Here is a 17,127-nt window from a genome sequence, read left to right as displayed (position 1 = left end):
GGCTTACCGTGGCGTCATGAGCACAGACGAACGCTGGGCGCCGGCGGCGTGCACGCTGCCGACCGCCGAACGCCCGCTGTGGGAAGCGGAGTTCGACGCGCTGTTCACCACCGGCGGCGTGGAGCGCCCGGACCCGACCCACCTGCGCATCACCCTCGACCCGACGCCGGAGACGGCGGCACGGGCGGCGGCGCTGGCCGTGCGCGAGACCACGTGCTGCTCGTTCTTCACGTTCGCCGTCGTGGCCTCGGCCGGGCGGGTGCGGCTGGACGTCACCGTCACGGACGCGCACGTCGACGTGCTCGACGCCCTGCAGCAGCGGGCGGGTGGGGCGACGTGACCGCGTTGCGCAGCGGGCAGCTCGCCGAGGCCGCCGGCGTGAACCACCAGACGTTGCGCTACTACGAGCGCCGGGGCCTGCTGTCGGAACCGGAGCGGACGCCGGGCGGCCACCGCCTCTACCCGCCCGAAGCGCTCACCGTGCTGCGGGTGATCAAGGCGGCGCAGCGGCTCGGGTTCACCCTGGACGAGATCTCCGACCTGCTCGACGTGCGCCGCCGGCGGCTCGGCTCCCGCCGCGAGCCCGGGTTGCGGGACCGGGTGACGGTCAAGCTCGCCGAGGTGGAGGCCAGGATCACCGACCTGGAGGTGATCCGCGAGACGCTGCGCACCGCCCTGGACTTCGGCTGCGACGACCTGGTCGCGTGCGCGCACGCCCCGTCCTGCCCGATCCCGTTCGCGGATCCGGCCGTCGACGCCGGTTGCGGGTCCTGCTGACCTACTTTGAGCGGTTGTGGCACACCGGACCTGTGCTCCATGGAGGGCGTTTGAGCGCCTGAATGAGTGGAAAGGGCCGGCTCGGAGAGTTAGTGGGCGCGCGATCACCGGTCACGAACCGGTGGGAGAACCGCGACAACTGATGAAACCGCGCCCGGGGCCGGGACATGGCGGTGCGGCGGCGTGTCTGATGGAGGGCATTGGATTTTCGCCGCAGCCGCCGCAGAGGGGAACGTCGTCGTGAACGCCCAGACGCACGACCGAGAGGCCGTGCCGAGCTGTCCCTTTCGTCACGACGAGGCCCTGGAACCGGACCCCTTCCTGACCCGGATGCGGACCGAGTCGCCGGTCGCCAGGGTCCGCCTGCCCTACGGCGAGGGCGACGCGTGGCTGGTGACGCGCCACGACGACGTCCGCGCGGTCACCTCGGACCGGCGGTTCAGCCGGGCCGCGCTGGTCGACCGCGACTTCCCCCGCATCACCCCGGCCCCCATCGCCCAGCGCGAGGCGATCAACCTGATGGACCCGCCCGCCCTCAACCGGGTCCGCCGGCTGGTCCTCAAGGCGTTCTCCACACCCCAGGTCGAAGCGCTGCGGCCGTGGGTGCGGCGGACCGTGGACGCCCTGCTGGACACCATGGTCGAGCACGGCCCGCCGGCGGACGTGGTCGAGCACCTCGCGGACCGGCTGCCCCTGATGACGATCTGCGAGCTGCTGGAGATCCCCGAGCCGGACCGGCCCGCGCTGCGCCGGTGGGCGACCGCGATGATGGCGATGAGCCCCGCCGACCGCGACGCCGCCGCGGCGGCCAGGACCGGGATGCGCGCCTACTTCGACCGGCTCACCGCCGCCCGCCGCCGCGACCCCGGCGACGACCTGGTCAGCGCCCTGGCCACGGCCCGCGCGAGCGACGAGGTGCTGACCGACGCGGAGCTGTCCGTGCTGGTCATGCTCCTGGTCGTCACGGGTCACGACACCACCACCTACGAGATCGGGGACATCACGTACACGCTGCTCACGCACCCCGAGCACCTGGAACGGCTGCGGTCCGGGCCCGAGTCGCTGCCCCGCGCCATCGAGGAGCTGCTGCGGTTCATCCCGTTCCGCCAGGGCGTCGGCATCCCGCGCGTCGCGCTGGAGGACGTCGAGGTCGGCGGCGTGACGATCAAGGCCGGCGACGCGGTCCACGTGTCGTACCTGACCGCCAACCGCGACGGGTCCGCCTACGAGCGGCCCGACGAGATCGACTTCGACCGCGAGGACCCCGCGCCGCACCTGGCGTTCGGCCACGGCAGCCACCACTGCCTGGGCTCGCACCTGGCCCGCATGGTCCTCCAAGAGGCCATCGGCGGGCTGCTGGACCGGTTCCCCACCCTGCGGCTGGCCGTGCCGGCGCGGGACGTGCGGTGGAACACCGTCTCGATCTGGCGGTACCCGCTCGTGCTGCCCGTCGCCTGGTGAGGGCCGGGTCGTGGCCACCCTCTGCCGGCCCGCCGTCGCGGTGCCCGAGCACCTCATCACCCGCGAGCAGACCCTGGAACTGGCCAGGACCCTGCACCGCGACCACCCGCAACTCGACCTCGCGTTGCGGCTCATCGGCAACACCGGCGTGCAGACCAGGCACATCCTCCAGCCGATCGAGGACACCCTCAGGCACCCCGGCTTCGCCGTGCGCAACGCCCTCTACGAGAAGGAGGCCAAGTCCAGGGTGCCGGAGGTGGTGCGGCGGGCGCTCGACCACGCCGACCTGCCCGCGACCGAGATCGACCTGATCGTGTACGTCTCGTGCACCGGGTTCACGATGCCCTCGCTGACGGCCTGGCTGATCAACACGATGGGGTTCCGGTCGTCCACCCGGCAACTCCCGATCGCGCAGCTCGGGTGTGCCGCGGGCGGTGCGGCGATCAACCGCGCGCACGACTTCTGCACCGCCTACCCCCGGTCCAACGTGCTGATCGTGGCCTGCGAGTTCTGCTCGCTGCTGTACCAGCCGACCGACCTCGGCGTCGGCAACCTGCTGTCCAACGGCCTGTTCGGCGACGCGCTGGCCGCGGCCGTGATGCGGGGCGAGGGCGGCGAGGGCGTGCGGGTCGAGCGGAACAGCTCGCGCCTGGTGCCCGACACCGAGGACTGGATCGCCTACGAGGTCCGCGAGACCGGGTTCCACTTCCTGCTGGACAAGCGGGTGCCCGGCACGATGTCGATGCTCGCGCCCGCCATGCGCGACATGGCCGACCCGCACGGCTGGGACATCGCGGGCCTCGACTTCTACATCGTGCACGCGGGCGGGCCGCGGATCCTGGACGACCTCGGCAAGCACCTGCGGCTGCCGCCGGAGACGTTCCGGTACAGCAGGATGACCCTCGCCGAACGCGGCAACGTGGCCAGCGTCGTCATCTTCGACGCCCTGGACCGGCTCTTCGCCGACGGCGGGGCCGGGCACGGCGCGCGCGGGATCATCGCCGGCTTCGGCCCCGGCATCACCGCGGAGATCGCGCTCGGCACCTGGACCGCGTCGAACCTGGCGGAGGCGACGTGATCGCGTGTGGGAGGCTGCCGGCATGCGTTGCGGGATCGTGCTGCCGTTCTTCGACGCGCCAGAGGTGGCGTCGTGCGCGGCGTTGGCCGAGGAGTGCGGCTGGGACGGCGTGTTCCTGGCCGAGGCGGTGTGGGGCGTCGACGCCTGGGTGGCGCTGACCGCGGCGGCGATGCGCACGTCGTCGGTGCGGCTGGGCACGATGCTGACGCCGTTGCCCCGGCTCAAGCCGTGGGACGTGGCGTCCAAGGCGGCGACGCTGGACCGGCTGTCCGGTGGACGCGTGCAGCTGTCGGTCGGGCTGGGCGCGCTGCACCCTGGGTGGACGGCGTTCGAGCGCGACACCGGTCGGGCGGAACGGGCGTTGCTGCTGGAGGAAGGTCTCGCGGTGTACGACGGGCTGATGCGCGGGCAGCCGTTCTCGTTCCGCGGGCAGCGCTACGACGTGCGGGAGACCGACTTCTTCCCTCCTCCGCCGCCCGTGCAGCGGCCGCGGGTGCCGGTGTGGGTGGTGGGCGCTTACGACCGTCCCGTGTCGATGAGGCGTGCCGTGGCGTGGGACGGGTTGTTGCCGAACCTGATCGACGGTGGCGAGGCGCGTGGCCCGGCGAACCCGGCGGAGCTGGCGGCCGTGGTGGCGCAGGCGCAGGAGCTGCGCACCTCCCTCGGGCTGCCGTGGGAGGGGTTCGACGTGATCGCCGAGGGCGTGGCGACCAGCGTGGGCGAGTGGGCCGACGCGGGCGCGACCTGGTGGGTCGAGTCGAACTGGGAGACCACCGTCGACGCCGTGCGCGACCGGATCGCCGCCGGGCCGCCGTCGTCCTAGAGCGCGGCGAGGACCTGGTCCGCCAGCTGCTCCGGGGTGTGCCGGTCGCCTCGGAGGACCAACGTGTCCGCGGGCAGGGCGGCCCGTGCGGCGACGCAGCGGTCGACGTTGCGCAGGCGGAAGGCGCGGGCCTGGGCGTCGGCGTCCGGGTTGTGCGGGTCCAGGACCTGGTTGTTGATGCGGCGGCGCAGCTCTTCGGCGGGCACGTCCAGGAACACGTGCCGGAGCGGGACGTCCGCGTCGGCGAGGAGCCCGAAGATCTCCTCCCGGTACGCCGGCTCGACCAGGGTCATGGGCGTGATCAGGTGCCGCCCGTACTCGTGGTGCAGGGTGATCGCGACCTCGGCGGTGAGCTTGCGCCACGCCCGCAGGTCCTGGAAGTCGCCGGTCCCGGACGGGGGAGCCGACACCTGGAGCAGGTAGCCGACGTGCTCCGGGTCGAACGACAGCGCGTCCGGCAGGCGGCGGCGCAGTTCCTCGGCCAGGGTCGTCTTGCCCGCGCCGAACGCGCCGTTGATCCACACGATCATGTTCACCACATTAGGCGACTTCGGGCCCCCGTCGGGACGTGGGTCGGGCCGGGACATACTGACCGGTATGACGACACTCGACCACTGGGGCGGCACGAGCAGGCACGTCGACCTGGACGGCGCTCCGGTGCACTACGTCGACTTCGGCGGCGACGGACCGCCGATGGTGCTCGTGCACGGCCTGGGCGGCTCGCACCTCAACTGGTGCCTGCTCGCGCCCCACCTGGTCGACCGGTACCGCGTGCTGGCCGTCGACCTGGCCGGGTTCGGGCTCACCCACCCCGAGGGACGTGCCACGACCGTGCCCGCCAACGCGCGGCTGCTGGAGCGGTTCCTGGCCGAGGTGGTCGGCGAGCCGGCCGTGCTCGTCGGCAACTCGATGGGCGGGATGATCTCGATCCTGCACGCCGCCCGCCGTCCCGCGTCGGTGACCGCGCTGGCGCTGCTGGACCCCGCCGTGCCGCTGGCGTTGGGCGCGAGGTTGGACCCGCAGGTGGCGGCGGCGTTCACGATGTACGCCGTGCCGGGGCTCGGGCAGTGGTTCCTGGCGAAGTCGCGGGCCGGGGTGTCGACGCGACGGCAGGTCAAGCGGGTGCTGAACCTGGTGTGCGCCAACGCGAGGTCGGTGCCGGAGGAGATGGTCCTGGCGTCGATGTCGCTGCTGGAGCAGCGCGCCGAGATCCCGGGGCTGGACGAGGCGTTCCTGACGGCGGCGCGCTCGGTCGTGTGGACCGGCGCCACCAGGCGGCGGTACTACGCGGCGATGAGCCGGGTGCGCGTGCCCGTGTACCTGATGGCGGGCGACAAGGACCGGCTGGTCCCCGTGGCGTCGTCCCGGGAAGCGGCCCGCCGCAACCCGTCGTGGCGCTTCGAGGTCCTGGAGGGCGTCGGCCACGTGCCGCAGCTGGAGGTGCCGGAGCTGGTGGCGTCGCGGATCAAGGACTGGCTGACGAACCCGGGCGGCTGAGGAACTTCGCCCAGGCGTGGCGCGGGAAGGACAACACCGGCCCGGCGGGGTTCTTCGAGTCGCGGACGTCGATCGCGTCGGGCACGAACCTGACCTCGACGCACGCCGGGTTGTCCGCACTGCGGCTCGACTTGAACCAACCACCGCGGTCGATGCGTTCGCTCACTCAAGCTCCTTGCGGATCTGCTCGATCAGACCATGGGATTCGGTCCGGCCGAGGGCATAGCTCAAGGCCTGGTCGTGCGCCAAACTGTACTCGCGCATCCGCATCGGCTGATCAATCAGATCCGTGGACGTGATCGTCTCCTGCCACACCAGCTCGGGCAGCCGGCTGCTGGCGAAGCCGAAGATGTAGAAGCTCGAACCGCCAAGGGCGTTGTAGTAGTCGGCGGAGAAGGGGACGATCCGGACGTCCAGGGTGTCCGGGAGCTGCTCGATCTTGTCGGCCAAGTGGCGGAGTTGTTCGACCATCACCTCGCGCCCGCCGACCTGTTGCCGCAGCGCGGACTCGGTGATGATCGCGGTGAACCGGAGCGGATCCGCCTTGTCGTCCAGGCGTTCCTGCCGCTTCAGGCGCACCTCGACCCGGCGGTTCGCCTCGGCGAGCCGGATGCTCGGCCCGCCTCCGTGCATGACCGCCAGGGCGTACGCCTGGGTCTGCAGCAATCCGCTGATCAGTCCTGCGTTGTAGGCGCGGATGCTCTCGGCGCCGTGCTCGAAGCCGAAGTACCGCAGCACGTCCGAGCTGAACATGGCGGAGTAAGGGCTCCACCAGGCGCGCTTGCCCGCGGCCTCGCGGAGTTCCTGCAGCTCCTCGGTCTCGTCCTGGTCGAAGTCGAGGACGGCGGCGAGTTCGGCCAGCTTGCGCGCGTTGATCTTGACCCGACCGGTTTCGACGCCCGACACGAACGACTGACCAGTGTGGATGGCCTTCGCCGCCGACGCCGCCGTGATGTCCATGAGTTCGCGGCGCTCTCGCAGGCGCAGTCCGAGTTCCCATGCCGCGAGCGTGGGTGATGAGGGTGCCATGCCGCCCCAATCGGGTGAAGTCCGTTGCTGATATCAGTAACAGCAGCCAGAATGGTAGCAGCGGATGTTGACTCGGTGTGGGAGGCGGATATGGGGCGCGCTCAAGTTCACCTGTGGGCGCAGGTGCCGGGTGACGTGTGGATCAACTACGAGGTGGAACCGGGCGGAGGGGCGGTGGTGTTCAAGATCGGTCAGGACGTGGAGCTGTTCATCGATCCGAAGGCGTTGAGCAGGATCAGCGAGGTGGCGGCGGAGGCGGTCGAGTTGGCGGGCGCGGTGGCGGCCGATCACGTCAGCTCGCGGTCGAGGTGACCAGTTCGTCGAAGCCCGCGCGGATGCCGTCGGCGAGCACCTGGACGTCCGGCACGCCGTCGAAGTCCGCGTTGATGCCGAAGGTGATCTGGTCGAGGTAGGAGAAGATGCCGACGCTGACGCGCATCGTGCTGGCGATCGGCACGTACGGGTAGATCTCGGACAGCCGCCTGCCCAGCATGAACAAGGGGATGCGGGGGCCGGGGACGTTCGTCGTGACCGTCTGCAACAGCTGCTGCGGGAAGCGCATGGCGGTGCGCGAGCCGAGCGCCAGCAGGGTGGGTGCGGCGAAGTTCGACAGGTTCGTGAGCACGTCCGCGCCGGCTGCCTGGCGGCTGCTCTTGAGGTCGTCCATCTGCTCCCGGATCGACGCCAGGCGCGCCAACGGGTCCGACTCGCTGACGGGGAGGTTCACCAGCACCGCGCTGACCCGGTTGTTCAGCACGCCGCGCTCGGCGGACGACCGCATCGACACCGGCACCATGCTGCGCACCACCTGACCGTCGGCCAGGTCGTCGCGCTTGGCGAGCAGGTCGCGGAAACCGCGCGTCACGGCCGCGAGGATGACGTCGTTCACCGTGCCACCGGTGACCCGGCGGACGGCCTTGATCTCGGCGAGGTCCGCGCGGGCCCACACCCACCGCCGGTGCGGTCCGATCGGCCCGTTCAAGGTCTTCGGGGTGCCGACGGCGAGTCGTCGGGCGGTCGTCGGCAGGCTGCCCAGCACGGCACGGCCGACGTCGAGCACCTCCGAGCCGCTGCGCAACCGCTTGGCCAGCGCCGGGAACTTGGCCAGGTGCGTGACCGGCGTCAACACCGCGTCGCGCACGCCGTCCGCGACGAGGTCCAGGGTCGACGGGCCGGCGGCGGGCCGCCACCGCACCGGCTCGGGCAGGGGCGCGTCCTCGCGCCAGTCCAGCAGCACCTGCATGAGGTCGCTGCCCGCGACGCCGTCGATCAGGCAGTGGTGGACCTTCGAGATGATCGCCCACCGACCGCCTTCCAGGCCCTCGACCAACCAGACCTCCCACAGCGGCTTGGCCAGGTCGAGGCGTTGCGCGAAGAGCCGTCCGGCGAGGTTGCGGAGCTGGTCGTCCGCGCCCGGCGACGGCACCGCGGTGTGCCGGACGTGGTAGAGGATCTGGAAGTGCTCGTCGTCCACCCACACCGGTCGGCCGACGTGCAGCGGGAGCGCCCGCACCCGTTGCCGGTAGCGCGGCACGGTGTCCAGCTTGGCGGCGAACAACCGCACCACGTCGCCGTACGACGGAGCCGGACCTTCGAACACCAGGACAGACCCGACGTGCATGGGCACGTTCTCGTCCTCGATGAAGAAGAAACCCGCGTCGATCGCGCTCATCCGGTCCATCGACCGACCGTAGGCCCGCACGGACCCGGCGGTCCAGGACGGCGACCGCGCAAGAATCGAGACTTCCCCGTACTGGCGGAATCAACCGCCAGGAAACATCATGGTTACCTGGGGTTCGCGCTCGACGCGGAGCGGGGGAGGGGCCATGTCAGCACTGCCGCACGTCCCACCGGATCACCCTGACCTGCACGAAGAGCACACCTCCGAGCCGGGGTCGGCGCCGGGCCTGCTCTGGTACCTGACCGAACCGACCCGCACCGCCGTCGCCATCGGCCAGTTCGCGGCCACCCGGTCGTTGTTGCGCGCCGCTCCCAGCGGCGACGGCCACACCGTCCTGGTGCTGCCGGGTCTGGGTGCGACCGACGCCTCGACCGCGACCCTGCGCAAGTTCCTCACTGGCCTGGGCTACGACGTCCACGGCTGGGGTCTCGGCCTGAACATCGGCCCCTCGGTCGGCGTCGTGCGCGGCATGCGCGAGCTGCTGAGTGAACTGGCCGTGAGCGGCAAGGTGAGCATCGTGGGCTGGTCCCTGGGCGGCATCTTCGCCCGCGAACTGGCCCGTGACCATCCCGGCATGGTCCGCCAGGTGATCACGCTGGGCAGTCCGTACGCGATGACCGACCTCCGGCAGACCAGGGTCAACCCGGTGTACCGGCTCCTGGCCCGGTTCTACGTCGCCGGCGCGGACATGCCGCCGCCGGAGCACACCCGGCCGCCCTTCCCGGTGCCGTCCACGTCGGTCTACTCGAAGTCGGACGGCATCGTCGCCTGGCAGACGTGCGTCTGCACCCCCGCGGCCCGCCAGGAGAACGTCGCCGTCACCTCCAGCCACCTCGGTTACGGCTACAACGCCACCGTCCTCTGGCTGATCGCCGACCGCCTCGCCCAACGCCGGAACCGCTGGCGCCCGTTCAGCCCGCCGCCGGGCATGTCCCGGATGTTCCCGGCCGCCTGACCCGAGGCCTCGCACCGCTCTCCGACCGCGGGCTGCGGCGTTCCGAAGGGTTGCCGCGCCCGGCAGGCGCGTCGGGCGCAATGATCACCTGTTTCACCCCTTGTGTCGACCACCGGTTCACCCCAGGGTTCAGCGCGGCCCGTTGGCTCCGACGGGCAACCCTGACGGAGGTGGAGCATGTTCCCTGCACGCAAGTTCGCCGCGTCCCTGTTCGCGGCGGCCACGCTCTCGGTGTTCCTGACGACCCCCGCGCACGCGGCGACCGACGCCGAACTGGCGTTCCACTGGGCGCCGGTGCACTACCAGGACACCGACTCGTCCGACTACGACGCCGACTACCTGTCCACTGTGGACTTCGACGGTAACTGGAGCACGGTGGACAACTGGGAGGCGCAGGACGACTCGTTGGCGCGTCTCACCGGTGCGGCGTACTACTCGGTGGTGGAGACGTCGACGCACTGGTTCCTGGTCTACAGCTTCTACCACCCGCGTGACTGGGAGGACTTCGCCGACCCGTTCGAGCAGTTCACGCACGAGAACGACATGGAGGGCCTGCTGGCGACCGTGCGCAAGGACGGTTCGACGTTCGGCAGGCTCGAAGCGGTGATCACGGTGGCGCACAGCGACTTCTACTCGTACGTGCCGGCCGGCAGCACGTTCACGTCGGGGCGTGAGGGGATCGACGGCACGTTGCGGCTCTCGGGCACCCGGCCGACCACGCGCCAAGAGGCGAAGGGGCACGGGCTGTACGCGTGGAACGGCGCGGAGTTCCCCGGCGGGGACGGTGTGGTGTACGTGCCGAGCGCCACGGGTGAGGTGCCGTCGGGCGGCAACGACCGCTCGGTCGGGTACCGGCTGGTGGACACCTTCGCGGCGGGCGGGTTGTGGGCGCAGCGCAACAGCTCCGCGACGTTCGCGAGCTGGGGCACGTTCCGGGGCGACAACGGCAAGGACAACTCCGCGAACAGCGCGTGGGGCTGGGACGACGGCAACGACGGCAGCGACCTCCAACGGGGCCTGCTGGCCACCGACCCGGCCTACCTGGTCTCCGTCTACTTCGCCAACCGCGGCACCTTCAGCCTGACCTACACCCGCAACTCCTACCGCTGACCGCGCGAGTCGAACCTCCAGGTCCCGCGTGTCTCGGACGTAGGACACGCGGGACCTGGGCGTTCGAGGCGCGCGGCTTGAGGTTCGGTGGTGACGGGGGCGGGCAGGGGTTCGGTGGGCGGGGTGTCGGTGGGCAGGGGTCCGGTGGCTCGGGTGGCGGTCGTGCTCGGCGACCACACCACGGCGCAGGTCACCGTCGGCACGGCGCTCGGCGCGATCGTCGGCGGCACGGTGTTCTGGCTGCTCACGGCAGTGTGAGCGTGGTTACGCCCGGTCACCGCCGTCGAGGACTTACCCTCCGGTGATGACGCTGAGGCTCGACACCGCAGGCCCGGTCGCCACGCTGACCATCGACCGCCCGGCCAAGCGCAACGCCATGAGCTACGCCATGTGGTCGGCGCTGCCCGGCCTGCTGGCCCAGGTCGAGCACGACGACGCCGTGCGCGTGCTGGTCGTCCGCGGCGGCGAGCACTTCTCGGCTGGCGCGGACATCAGCGAGTTCTCCACCCTCCGCAAGGGCGCGGACGGCGCGGCGAGGTACGGCGAGGCCGTGCACAACGGCGAACGCGCCATCGCCACCCTCGGCAAGCCGACCATCGCCGCCATCACGGGCTTCTGCATCGGCGGCGGCTGCGAGATCGCGCTGGCCTGCGACCTGCGCGTGGCGGCGGCGGACGCCCGGTTCGGCATCACGCCCGCCAAGCTCGGCATCGTCTACAACTTCACGTCCACCAAGCAGCTGGTCGACGTGGTCGGCCCGGCCTGGGCCAAGCAGATCCTGTTCGGCGGCGAGATCGTCGACTCGGCCACCGCGCTGCGCATCGGCCTGGTCAACGAGGTCCACCCGGCCGAGGCCCTGGACGCCAGGGTCGAGCAGCTCTCGGAGACCATCGCGGCACGCGCCCAGGTCAGCGTCCGCGGCGCGAAGCAGATCGTCAACCGGATCACCGACGGGCAGCACGACGAGGACGACGCCGTGCGCGCGCTGTACGACGAAGCGGTGCACAGCGAGGAGTACGCGGAGGGCGTGGCGGCCTTCCTGGAGAAGCGGGCGCCGAGGTTCTGAAACGCCGCATGCGGGTACCTCGACCGCATGACCGAACACCCGCTCGAAGGCGACCCGAACGACCCGGACCAGCACATCAACCCCGAACCGCCGCACTCGCCGGGCACGCCTGAGCCGCCCGACCTCGACGTGGACCCGGAGCAGTTCCTCGACGAGGGCGAGCGGCGCGGGCAGGAGGACGAGCCGCCCTCCTGAGAGGGCCCTCCCGGCGGGCGGGAGGGCCCTCCGGAAGGGTCAGTCGTCGTACTTGTTCGTGTCACCGGGCCATTCGCCGGTGAGCTTGTCGTAGCCGGTCGCGCCGCCCCGGTCGATCGCGGCCTTCACCAAGCCGAAGATCGCGCCCTGGACGGACGCGGCCAGGAGCACCTCGCCCCAGCCCCGGTCCTTCTGGGTCGGGGTGGGCGCCTCCTTGGTGCCGGTGATCAGCTTCCACACCTGGCCGAACAACGCGCTGGCGGCCAGACCGCCGAGCACGCCGAACAGCATGCCGAGGGGCCGGTACAGGAGCTTGTTCACGTTCACCGCCCCCTCCGCAGGAGCCTCCACAGCACGAGCACGGCCGCCGCGACGCCCGCCGCGACCGCCGCCGGGTGCCGGCGAGCCTGCTGCACGCCCTGCTCGACGCGGTGCTGCACGGGCGGCGGCAGCGACTCGACCGCCTGCGCGGCCTTCGTGCCGACCTGCTCCGCGACCACCCCGGCCTTGAGGCTGACCTGATCGGCCACCTCGCCGGCCTTCTGGCTCACCTGCCCGGCCACCTCGCTCGCCTTGTGGCCGACCTGCTCCGCCACCTCGCCGGCCTTGTGGCCGACCTGGGAGGCCACGGCGCCCGCCTTCTCGCCGATCACGGCCGCCTTCTCGCCGACGGCCGCACCGGCCGCGCTCGCCGCCGCGCCCGCCTTGCCGACCTGCTCGCCCGCCTTGTCGGTGGCGTGGCCGACCTTGGCGGTGGCCTTGCCCGCCGCCGCCGACACCGCCGCGTTGGCCCGCGTAGCGGTCTCCTTCACCTGTTCCACTCCTTCGTGCGCCTTGTCCTTCACCCGCCCGGGCACGTCGGTCTTGTGCACGAGCGCTTCCACCGTGTCCCCGAGCTCCCGCCGGGTCTGCTCGACGTCGGCGCGCAACTCGTCCGGGTCGGTGGGGCCGTCCTTGCCGCTCATCGGTGTGCCCTCTCGCTCACGGTGGCGATGTCCTGCTTGACACCCGCCATGGCCTCTTCCGGCAACGGCGGCGTGCCGCGTTCGAGCTGCTTGCGGCCGACCAGCGCGAGCACGCCCGCGACGGCGAGCACGACCACCGCGACGACGAACGCCGCGATCCACGCCGGCATGACGGTCGCCAGCAGCAGCACCAGCCCGGCGATCACCGTCATCAGGCCGAACCAGGCCAGCACGCCCGCGCCGCCGAGCAGCCCGGCGCCCGTGCCGACGCGCTTGCCCTTCGTGCGCATCTCGGACACGGCCAACCGGATCTCGTCCCTGGCCAGCCTGCTCACCTGCTCGGACAGCCTGTTCACCAGTTCCGCGGTGGACGGTTCCCGCGCGGCGGCACCCGCCGTAACCCGATCGGTGCCCGCGTCAGCCGCGCGGGTGGCGGCGACGTGACTCATGGCCGTCTCCTCTCTCCACTCGCCCTCCGACTACCCGGAAACGCGTGGGTGTACGCACCGTGTTCGGGGGAAACCCGTCGCCCATGTCGCACGCACCGGAGGCGCCCACCCAGCTCCCGAAGCGCTCGTGGTGGGCAGTGTTGAAGCGGACGGTCAAGGAGTTCGACGACGACAACCTCACCGATTGGGCCGCCGCCCTCACCTACTACGCGGTGCTGTCGCTGTTCCCCGGCCTGCTGCTGCTGACCGCGCTGCTGGGCCTGCTCGGCCCGGACGCGACGCAGTCCATTGTGGACAGCCTGGACGCGCTGGGGCCGGGCGAGGCCAAGGACACCGTCGCGGGCGCGCTGGAGAACCTGCGGAAGTCACAGGCCAGCGGCGTGCTGGCGATCGTCGGCCTGGTGACGGCGCTCTGGTCGGCCTCCGGCTACGTGGGCGCGTTCATGCGCGCGTCGAACTCGATCTACGACGTCGAGGAGGGCAGGCCGTTCTGGAAGGTCATCCCGCTGCGGCTGGGCCTGACCGTCGGCGTGGTGGTGCTGCTGGCGCTCACGGCGCTCGGCGTGACGCTCACCGGTGGCGTGGCCGAGTGGCTGGGCGAGGTGCTCGGGCTCGGCTCGACGTTCGTCACCGTGTGGGACATCGCGAAGTGGCCGGTGCTGTTCGTGCTCGCGAGCCTGGCCATCGGCCTGCTGTTCTGGGCCTCGCCGAACGTGCGGCAGCCCAGCTTCCTGTGGATCACGCCCGGTGGCCTGCTGACCGTGGTGGTGTGGGTCGCGGCCTCGCTCGGCTTCGCGTTCTACGTGGCGAACTTCGGTTCCTACAACAAGACCTACGGCTCGCTGGCCGGTGTGATCATCTTCCTGGTCTGGCTGTGGATCTCGAACCTGGCCCTGCTGCTCGGCGCCGAGCTGGACGCGGAGCTGGAGCGGGGCAGGCGGATGGAGGCCGGACAGCCCGCGGGGCGGGACCCGGTGGCCCCGCCCCGCGACACGGCTGCGATGGACTGAGCCGCCGGCGACCTACCCGCGTGGGCTCAGGCCTGCTGCTCGGTGACCTGCTTGCGCACTTCTTCCATGTCGACCTTGCGCGCCTGCTCGATGAGGTCCTCGAGCGCCGCCTCGGGCAGCGCGCCCGGCTGCGCGTACAGCACGACGCCGTCGCGCACGATCATCAAGGTCGGGATCGACCGGATCTGGAACGCCGCGGCGAGCTGCTGCTGCGCCTCGGTGTCGACCTTGCCGAACACGATGTCGGTGTGCTTCTTGGCGGACTTCTCGTAGGTCGGGGCGAACTGGACGCACGGCCCGCACCAGCCCGCCCAGAAATCGACCAGGACCATCTCGGAGCCGCCGACAACCTCGTCGAAGTTCTCCGCGGTCAGCTCCACGGTGGCCATAGGTCCTCCTTGCTGTGGACACGGGGGTCGCCCCCCTTGTACCCGGAGCAACGATGGTCACTCCCCGACAATTCCCTTCAACAAGCAGTGGACGTCTTCAACAGAACGTTGTAGCTTTCGGTTCACCCGAATGCAGGAGGTGCCCGTGCGCAGGACCGCAGCCCTCGCCCTGTCCCTGTTCGCGCTGGTGGCGTGCGGTTCGCCCGCCGAGGACCCGCCGGCCGGGACCGGCGACGACCTGCCGTCGTCCTCGGCGATCGTCGACGCGGTCACCAAGGACGACGCCCTGGCCGCGACCCTGCCGGCCGCCATCGCCCGATCGGGCAAGCTGCGCGTCGGCTCGAACATCCAGAACCCGCCGAACAACTTCTACGCCGCCGACGGCAAGACCCCGGTCGGCTCGGAGGTCGACCTGGCCAAGGCGCTCGGCGCCAAGCTCGGGCTGACCGTCGAGCACCAGGACATGGCGTTCGGCTCGCTCATCACGAGCCTGCAGGCGGGCCGGATCGACGTGACCATGGCCGCGATGAACGACACCCCGGAGCGGCAGCAGGCGATCGACTTCGTCGACTACTTCACCTCCGGCATCACGATCATGGTGCAGAAGGGCAACCCGGCGGGCATCAAGAGCCCCGACGACCTGTGCGGCAAGTCCGTCGCGGTCAACCTCGGCTCCAGCCAGGAGACCTACGCGAAGGAGTTCCAGTGCCTGTCCGGCGAACCCATCGGGGTGACCGCCACCGACAGCGACACGCAGAACCAGAACCAGCTGCGCACCGGCCGCGTCGCCGCCATCCTCAACGACCTGCCGACCGCCGTGTACGTGGCCAAGACCGCGGGTGACGGCGAGTTCTTCGAGGTCGTGGACCTGGCCCCGATCAACGGCGGCCCGTACGGCATCGGCGTCAACAAGAACACCCCCGAGCTGACCGGGGCGTTGCGGAAGGCGTTGCAGGCGCTGATCGACGACGGCACCTACGGCAAGATCCTCGAAGCCTGGGACGTCGAGCAGGGCGCCGTCACGAAGGCGACCGTCAATGGCAAGTGACACCGACGAGCTGGTCGTCGTCCCGCTGCGGCACTGGGGGCGGTGGGTCGTCGGCGCGGCGATCCTGGCCGTGCTCGGCGCGCTGGTCTGGGCGCTGGCCGGCGCGAAGATCGACTACGCCGCGGTGCCGGGGTTCTTCACCCACGACATCATGCTGCGCGGCCTGGTCAACACGGTCGTGCTGGCGCTGGCCGCGCAGGCGGGCGCGATCGTGCTCGGCGTGCTGATCGCGCTGCTGCGCCGCTCGGCCAACCCGGTCGCCCGCTGGTTCGCCGCCGGGTACGTGTGGCTGTTCCGCGGCCTGCCGGTGCTGCTGCAGATCCTGCTGTGGTTCAACCTGGCGCTGGTGTTCGAGAACATCTCCATCCCGGGGGTGTTCGAGGAGAAGACCAACGTCCTGGTGACCGCGTTCGTGGCCGCGCTGCTCGGGCTGGGCCTCAACGAGAGCGCCTACATGGCCGAGATCGTGCGGGCCGGGCTGAACAGCGTGGACCACGGCCAGGTCGAGGCGGCCAAGGCGATCGGCATGACGCCCGCGACCACGTTGCGGCGCGTCGTGCTGCCGCAGGCCATGCGCGTGATCATCCCGCCGACCGGCAACAACTTCATCAACATGCTCAAGGGCACGTCCATGGCGTCGGTCATCGGGTTCCTGGAGCTGATCCACGCCGCCAACAACATCGCCTCGCGCAACCTCCAGATCATGGAGACGCTGCTGGCCGCCGCCGCGTGGTACATGGTCGTGGTCAGCGTGGCGAGCGTCGGGCAGCACTTCCTGGAGCGCTACTACGGCAAGGGGGTGGCCCGGTGACCCTCGTGCGGGCGGTGGGCGTGCGCAAGTCGTTCGGGTCCACTCCCGCCGCCGGAGGTGGCAATCGGATACAAGTGTTGCGCGACTTCAACCTCACGGTGGCCGCGGGGCAGGTGGTGTGCCTGCTCGGGCCGTCGGGTGCGGGCAAGTCGACGTTCCTGCGCTGCGTGAACCACCTGGAGACGATCGACGCCGGCCGGATCTGGGTGGACGGCGAGCCGGTCGGGTTCACCGCGCGCGGCGGGAAGCTGTTCGAGCTGCGCGAGCGGGAGGTGGCGCGGCAGCGGCGCGGTGTCGGCATGGTGTTCCAGCGGTTCAACCTGTTCCCGCACCGCACGGCGGTGGAGAACGTCGCCGAGGGCCCGGTGCACGTGCTGCGGACGCCACGCAAGGCGGCCGTGGACGAGGCGCGGGCGTTGCTGGACCGGGTGGGGCTGGCCGACAAGGCCGACTCCTACCCGCACCAGCTGTCCGGCGGCCAGCAGCAACGGGTGGCGATCGCGCGGGCGCTGGCCATGCGGCCCAAGCTCATGCTGTTCGACGAGCCGACGTCCGCGCTGGACCCGGAGCTGGTCGGCGAGGTGCTGGACGTGATGGCCGACCTCGCCCGCGACGGCATGACCATGATCGTGGTCACGCACGAGATCGGGTTCGCCCGGCAGGTCGCCGACTCGGTGGTGTTCATGGTGGACGGCGCGGTGGTCGAGACCGGGCCGCCGGGTCAGGTGCTGGACAATCCGCGACAGCAACGCACGCAGCAGTTCCTCGCGAAGGTGCTCTAGG

At 71.0% G+C, this 17,127-nt stretch carries 23 protein-coding genes; 15 read left to right on the top strand and 8 right to left on the bottom strand.

Going from position 1 to position 17,127, the window contains the following annotated elements; all coding sequences use genetic code 11:
* Positions 1 to 16: 16 nt before the first annotated feature.
* From AB0I91_RS00340 to AB0I91_RS00320, 5 genes are all read left to right on the top strand, one after another.
* Positions 17 to 340 carry a hypothetical protein gene (locus AB0I91_RS00340; RefSeq protein ID WP_499634362.1) on the top strand — a complete coding sequence of 108 codons (324 nt, stop codon included), beginning with the start codon at positions 17 to 19 and terminating at the stop codon, positions 338 to 340.
* Entirely contained in the window at positions 337 to 777 is a 441-nt protein-coding gene (locus tag AB0I91_RS00335; protein WP_498772577.1) for a MerR family transcriptional regulator, read from the top strand. The genes AB0I91_RS00340 and AB0I91_RS00335 overlap by 4 nt, the downstream gene beginning before the upstream one ends.
* A gap of 330 nt (positions 778 to 1,107) precedes the next feature.
* Positions 1,108 to 2,238 carry a cytochrome P450 gene (locus tag AB0I91_RS00330; protein WP_499634359.1) on the top strand — a complete coding sequence of 377 codons (1,131 nt, stop codon included), beginning with the start codon at positions 1,108 to 1,110 and terminating at the stop codon, positions 2,236 to 2,238.
* A gap of 10 nt (positions 2,239 to 2,248) precedes the next feature.
* Positions 2,249 to 3,316, top strand: coding sequence for a type III polyketide synthase (locus AB0I91_RS00325; protein WP_498772581.1), 1,068 nt, complete (start codon positions 2,249 to 2,251; stop codon positions 3,314 to 3,316).
* 22 nt (positions 3,317 to 3,338) lie between these two features.
* On the top strand, positions 3,339 to 4,139 hold the full coding sequence (locus AB0I91_RS00320; RefSeq protein WP_499614151.1) for an LLM class flavin-dependent oxidoreductase: 801 nt from the start codon (positions 3,339 to 3,341) through the stop codon (positions 4,137 to 4,139).
* Here AB0I91_RS00320 and AB0I91_RS00315 read toward each other — a convergent pair.
* A complete protein-coding gene (locus AB0I91_RS00315) occupies positions 4,136 to 4,669 on the bottom strand; it encodes a P-loop nucleotide/nucleoside kinase family protein (protein WP_499634356.1) in 534 nt (177 codons plus the stop codon). The genes AB0I91_RS00320 and AB0I91_RS00315 overlap by 4 nt on opposite strands.
* Positions 4,670 to 4,736: 67 nt before the next feature.
* Here AB0I91_RS00315 and AB0I91_RS00310 point away from each other — a divergent pair, with 67 nt between their 5' ends.
* Positions 4,737 to 5,636 carry an alpha/beta fold hydrolase gene (locus AB0I91_RS00310; RefSeq protein ID WP_499614145.1) on the top strand — a complete coding sequence of 300 codons (900 nt, stop codon included), beginning with the start codon at positions 4,737 to 4,739 and terminating at the stop codon, positions 5,634 to 5,636.
* On the opposite strand, the gene AB0I91_RS00305 is transcribed toward AB0I91_RS00310, so the two are convergent.
* Positions 5,605 to 5,802 carry a DUF397 domain-containing protein gene (locus AB0I91_RS00305; RefSeq protein WP_498772589.1) on the bottom strand — a complete coding sequence of 66 codons (198 nt, stop codon included), beginning with the start codon at positions 5,800 to 5,802 and terminating at the stop codon, positions 5,605 to 5,607. The genes AB0I91_RS00310 and AB0I91_RS00305 overlap by 32 nt on opposite strands.
* The gene (locus tag AB0I91_RS00300) at positions 5,799 to 6,665 is read right to left on the bottom strand and encodes a helix-turn-helix domain-containing protein (protein WP_499634353.1); all 867 of its coding nucleotides are present in this window, start codon (positions 6,663 to 6,665) and stop codon (positions 5,799 to 5,801) included. Before AB0I91_RS00300 ends, AB0I91_RS00305 begins: the two co-directional genes overlap by 4 nt.
* Before the next feature lie 90 nt (positions 6,666 to 6,755).
* Between AB0I91_RS00300 and AB0I91_RS00295 the strand changes: the two genes are divergently transcribed.
* On the top strand, positions 6,756 to 6,977 hold the full coding sequence (locus tag AB0I91_RS00295; RefSeq protein ID WP_498772593.1) for a hypothetical protein: 222 nt from the start codon (positions 6,756 to 6,758) through the stop codon (positions 6,975 to 6,977).
* Here the strand turns inward: AB0I91_RS00295 and AB0I91_RS00290 are convergent.
* Positions 6,958 to 8,346 (bottom strand): WS/DGAT/MGAT family O-acyltransferase, encoded by a 1,389-nt coding sequence (locus AB0I91_RS00290; protein ID WP_498772595.1) that lies wholly within the window; start codon positions 8,344 to 8,346, stop codon positions 6,958 to 6,960. The two genes, AB0I91_RS00295 and AB0I91_RS00290, sit on opposite strands and share 20 nt — an antisense overlap.
* 145 nt (positions 8,347 to 8,491) lie before the next feature.
* Between AB0I91_RS00290 and AB0I91_RS00285 the strand changes: the two genes are divergently transcribed.
* From AB0I91_RS00285 to AB0I91_RS00270, 4 genes are all read left to right on the top strand, one after another.
* Positions 8,492 to 9,301, top strand: a complete 810-nt coding sequence (locus AB0I91_RS00285) for a lipase family alpha/beta hydrolase (RefSeq protein ID WP_499614137.1) — start codon at positions 8,492 to 8,494, stop codon at positions 9,299 to 9,301.
* A gap of 177 nt (positions 9,302 to 9,478) precedes the next feature.
* Entirely contained in the window at positions 9,479 to 10,411 is a 933-nt protein-coding gene (locus AB0I91_RS00280) for a hypothetical protein (RefSeq protein ID WP_498772599.1), read from the top strand.
* Between the two features lie 304 nt (positions 10,412 to 10,715).
* Entirely contained in the window at positions 10,716 to 11,477 is a 762-nt protein-coding gene (locus tag AB0I91_RS00275; protein WP_499634349.1) for an enoyl-CoA hydratase/isomerase family protein, read from the top strand.
* 27 nt (positions 11,478 to 11,504) lie between these two features.
* The gene (locus AB0I91_RS00270) at positions 11,505 to 11,672 is read left to right on the top strand and encodes a hypothetical protein (protein ID WP_498772603.1); all 168 of its coding nucleotides are present in this window, start codon (positions 11,505 to 11,507) and stop codon (positions 11,670 to 11,672) included.
* Positions 11,673 to 11,711: 39 nt separating this feature from the next.
* Here the strand turns inward: AB0I91_RS00270 and AB0I91_RS00265 are convergent, their stop codons facing one another.
* The 3 genes from AB0I91_RS00265 to AB0I91_RS00255 are packed head-to-tail and all read right to left on the bottom strand — an operon-like array spanning position 11,712 to position 13,086.
* Positions 11,712 to 11,999, bottom strand: a complete 288-nt coding sequence (locus AB0I91_RS00265; RefSeq protein WP_499614131.1) for a DUF4235 domain-containing protein — start codon at positions 11,997 to 11,999, stop codon at positions 11,712 to 11,714.
* Positions 11,996 to 12,637, bottom strand: coding sequence for a DUF3618 domain-containing protein (locus tag AB0I91_RS00260; protein WP_499634346.1), 642 nt, complete (start codon positions 12,635 to 12,637; stop codon positions 11,996 to 11,998). The genes AB0I91_RS00265 and AB0I91_RS00260 overlap by 4 nt, the downstream gene beginning before the upstream one ends.
* Positions 12,634 to 13,086: a phage holin family protein gene (locus AB0I91_RS00255; protein ID WP_498772609.1), complete on the bottom strand. Its 453-nt coding sequence runs from the start codon at positions 13,084 to 13,086 to the stop codon at positions 12,634 to 12,636. Before AB0I91_RS00255 ends, AB0I91_RS00260 begins: the two co-directional genes overlap by 4 nt.
* Before the next feature lie 83 nt (positions 13,087 to 13,169).
* Between AB0I91_RS00255 and AB0I91_RS00250 the strand changes: the two genes are divergently transcribed.
* On the top strand, positions 13,170 to 14,096 hold the full coding sequence (locus AB0I91_RS00250) for a YihY/virulence factor BrkB family protein (protein ID WP_498772611.1): 927 nt from the start codon (positions 13,170 to 13,172) through the stop codon (positions 14,094 to 14,096).
* A 26-nt stretch (positions 14,097 to 14,122) separates the two neighbouring features.
* Here AB0I91_RS00250 and trxA read toward each other — a convergent pair whose 3' ends face one another.
* On the bottom strand, positions 14,123 to 14,485 hold the full coding sequence (gene trxA, locus AB0I91_RS00245; protein ID WP_498772613.1) for a thioredoxin: 363 nt from the start codon (positions 14,483 to 14,485) through the stop codon (positions 14,123 to 14,125).
* Positions 14,486 to 14,615: 130 nt separating this feature from the next.
* Here trxA and AB0I91_RS00240 point away from each other — a divergent pair, with 130 nt between their 5' ends.
* From AB0I91_RS00240 to AB0I91_RS00230, 3 genes are read left to right on the top strand one after another with little or no spacing between them, the layout of a single operon-like run.
* On the top strand, positions 14,616 to 15,533 hold the full coding sequence (locus AB0I91_RS00240; protein ID WP_499614122.1) for an ABC transporter substrate-binding protein: 918 nt from the start codon (positions 14,616 to 14,618) through the stop codon (positions 15,531 to 15,533).
* A complete protein-coding gene (locus tag AB0I91_RS00235; protein ID WP_498772617.1) occupies positions 15,523 to 16,344 on the top strand; it encodes an amino acid ABC transporter permease in 822 nt (273 codons plus the stop codon). The genes AB0I91_RS00240 and AB0I91_RS00235 overlap by 11 nt, the downstream gene beginning before the upstream one ends.
* Entirely contained in the window at positions 16,341 to 17,126 is a 786-nt protein-coding gene (locus AB0I91_RS00230) for an amino acid ABC transporter ATP-binding protein (protein ID WP_499614119.1), read from the top strand. Before AB0I91_RS00235 ends, AB0I91_RS00230 begins: the two co-directional genes overlap by 4 nt.
* Position 17,127: the final 1 nt, after the last annotated feature.

It is taken from the genome of Actinosynnema sp. NPDC049800, from assembly GCF_040656635.1.
In the GTDB taxonomy this organism is placed as follows: Bacteria; Actinomycetota; Actinomycetes; order Mycobacteriales; family Pseudonocardiaceae; genus Actinosynnema.
This window is presented reverse-complemented; position numbering and strand designations above follow the sequence as displayed.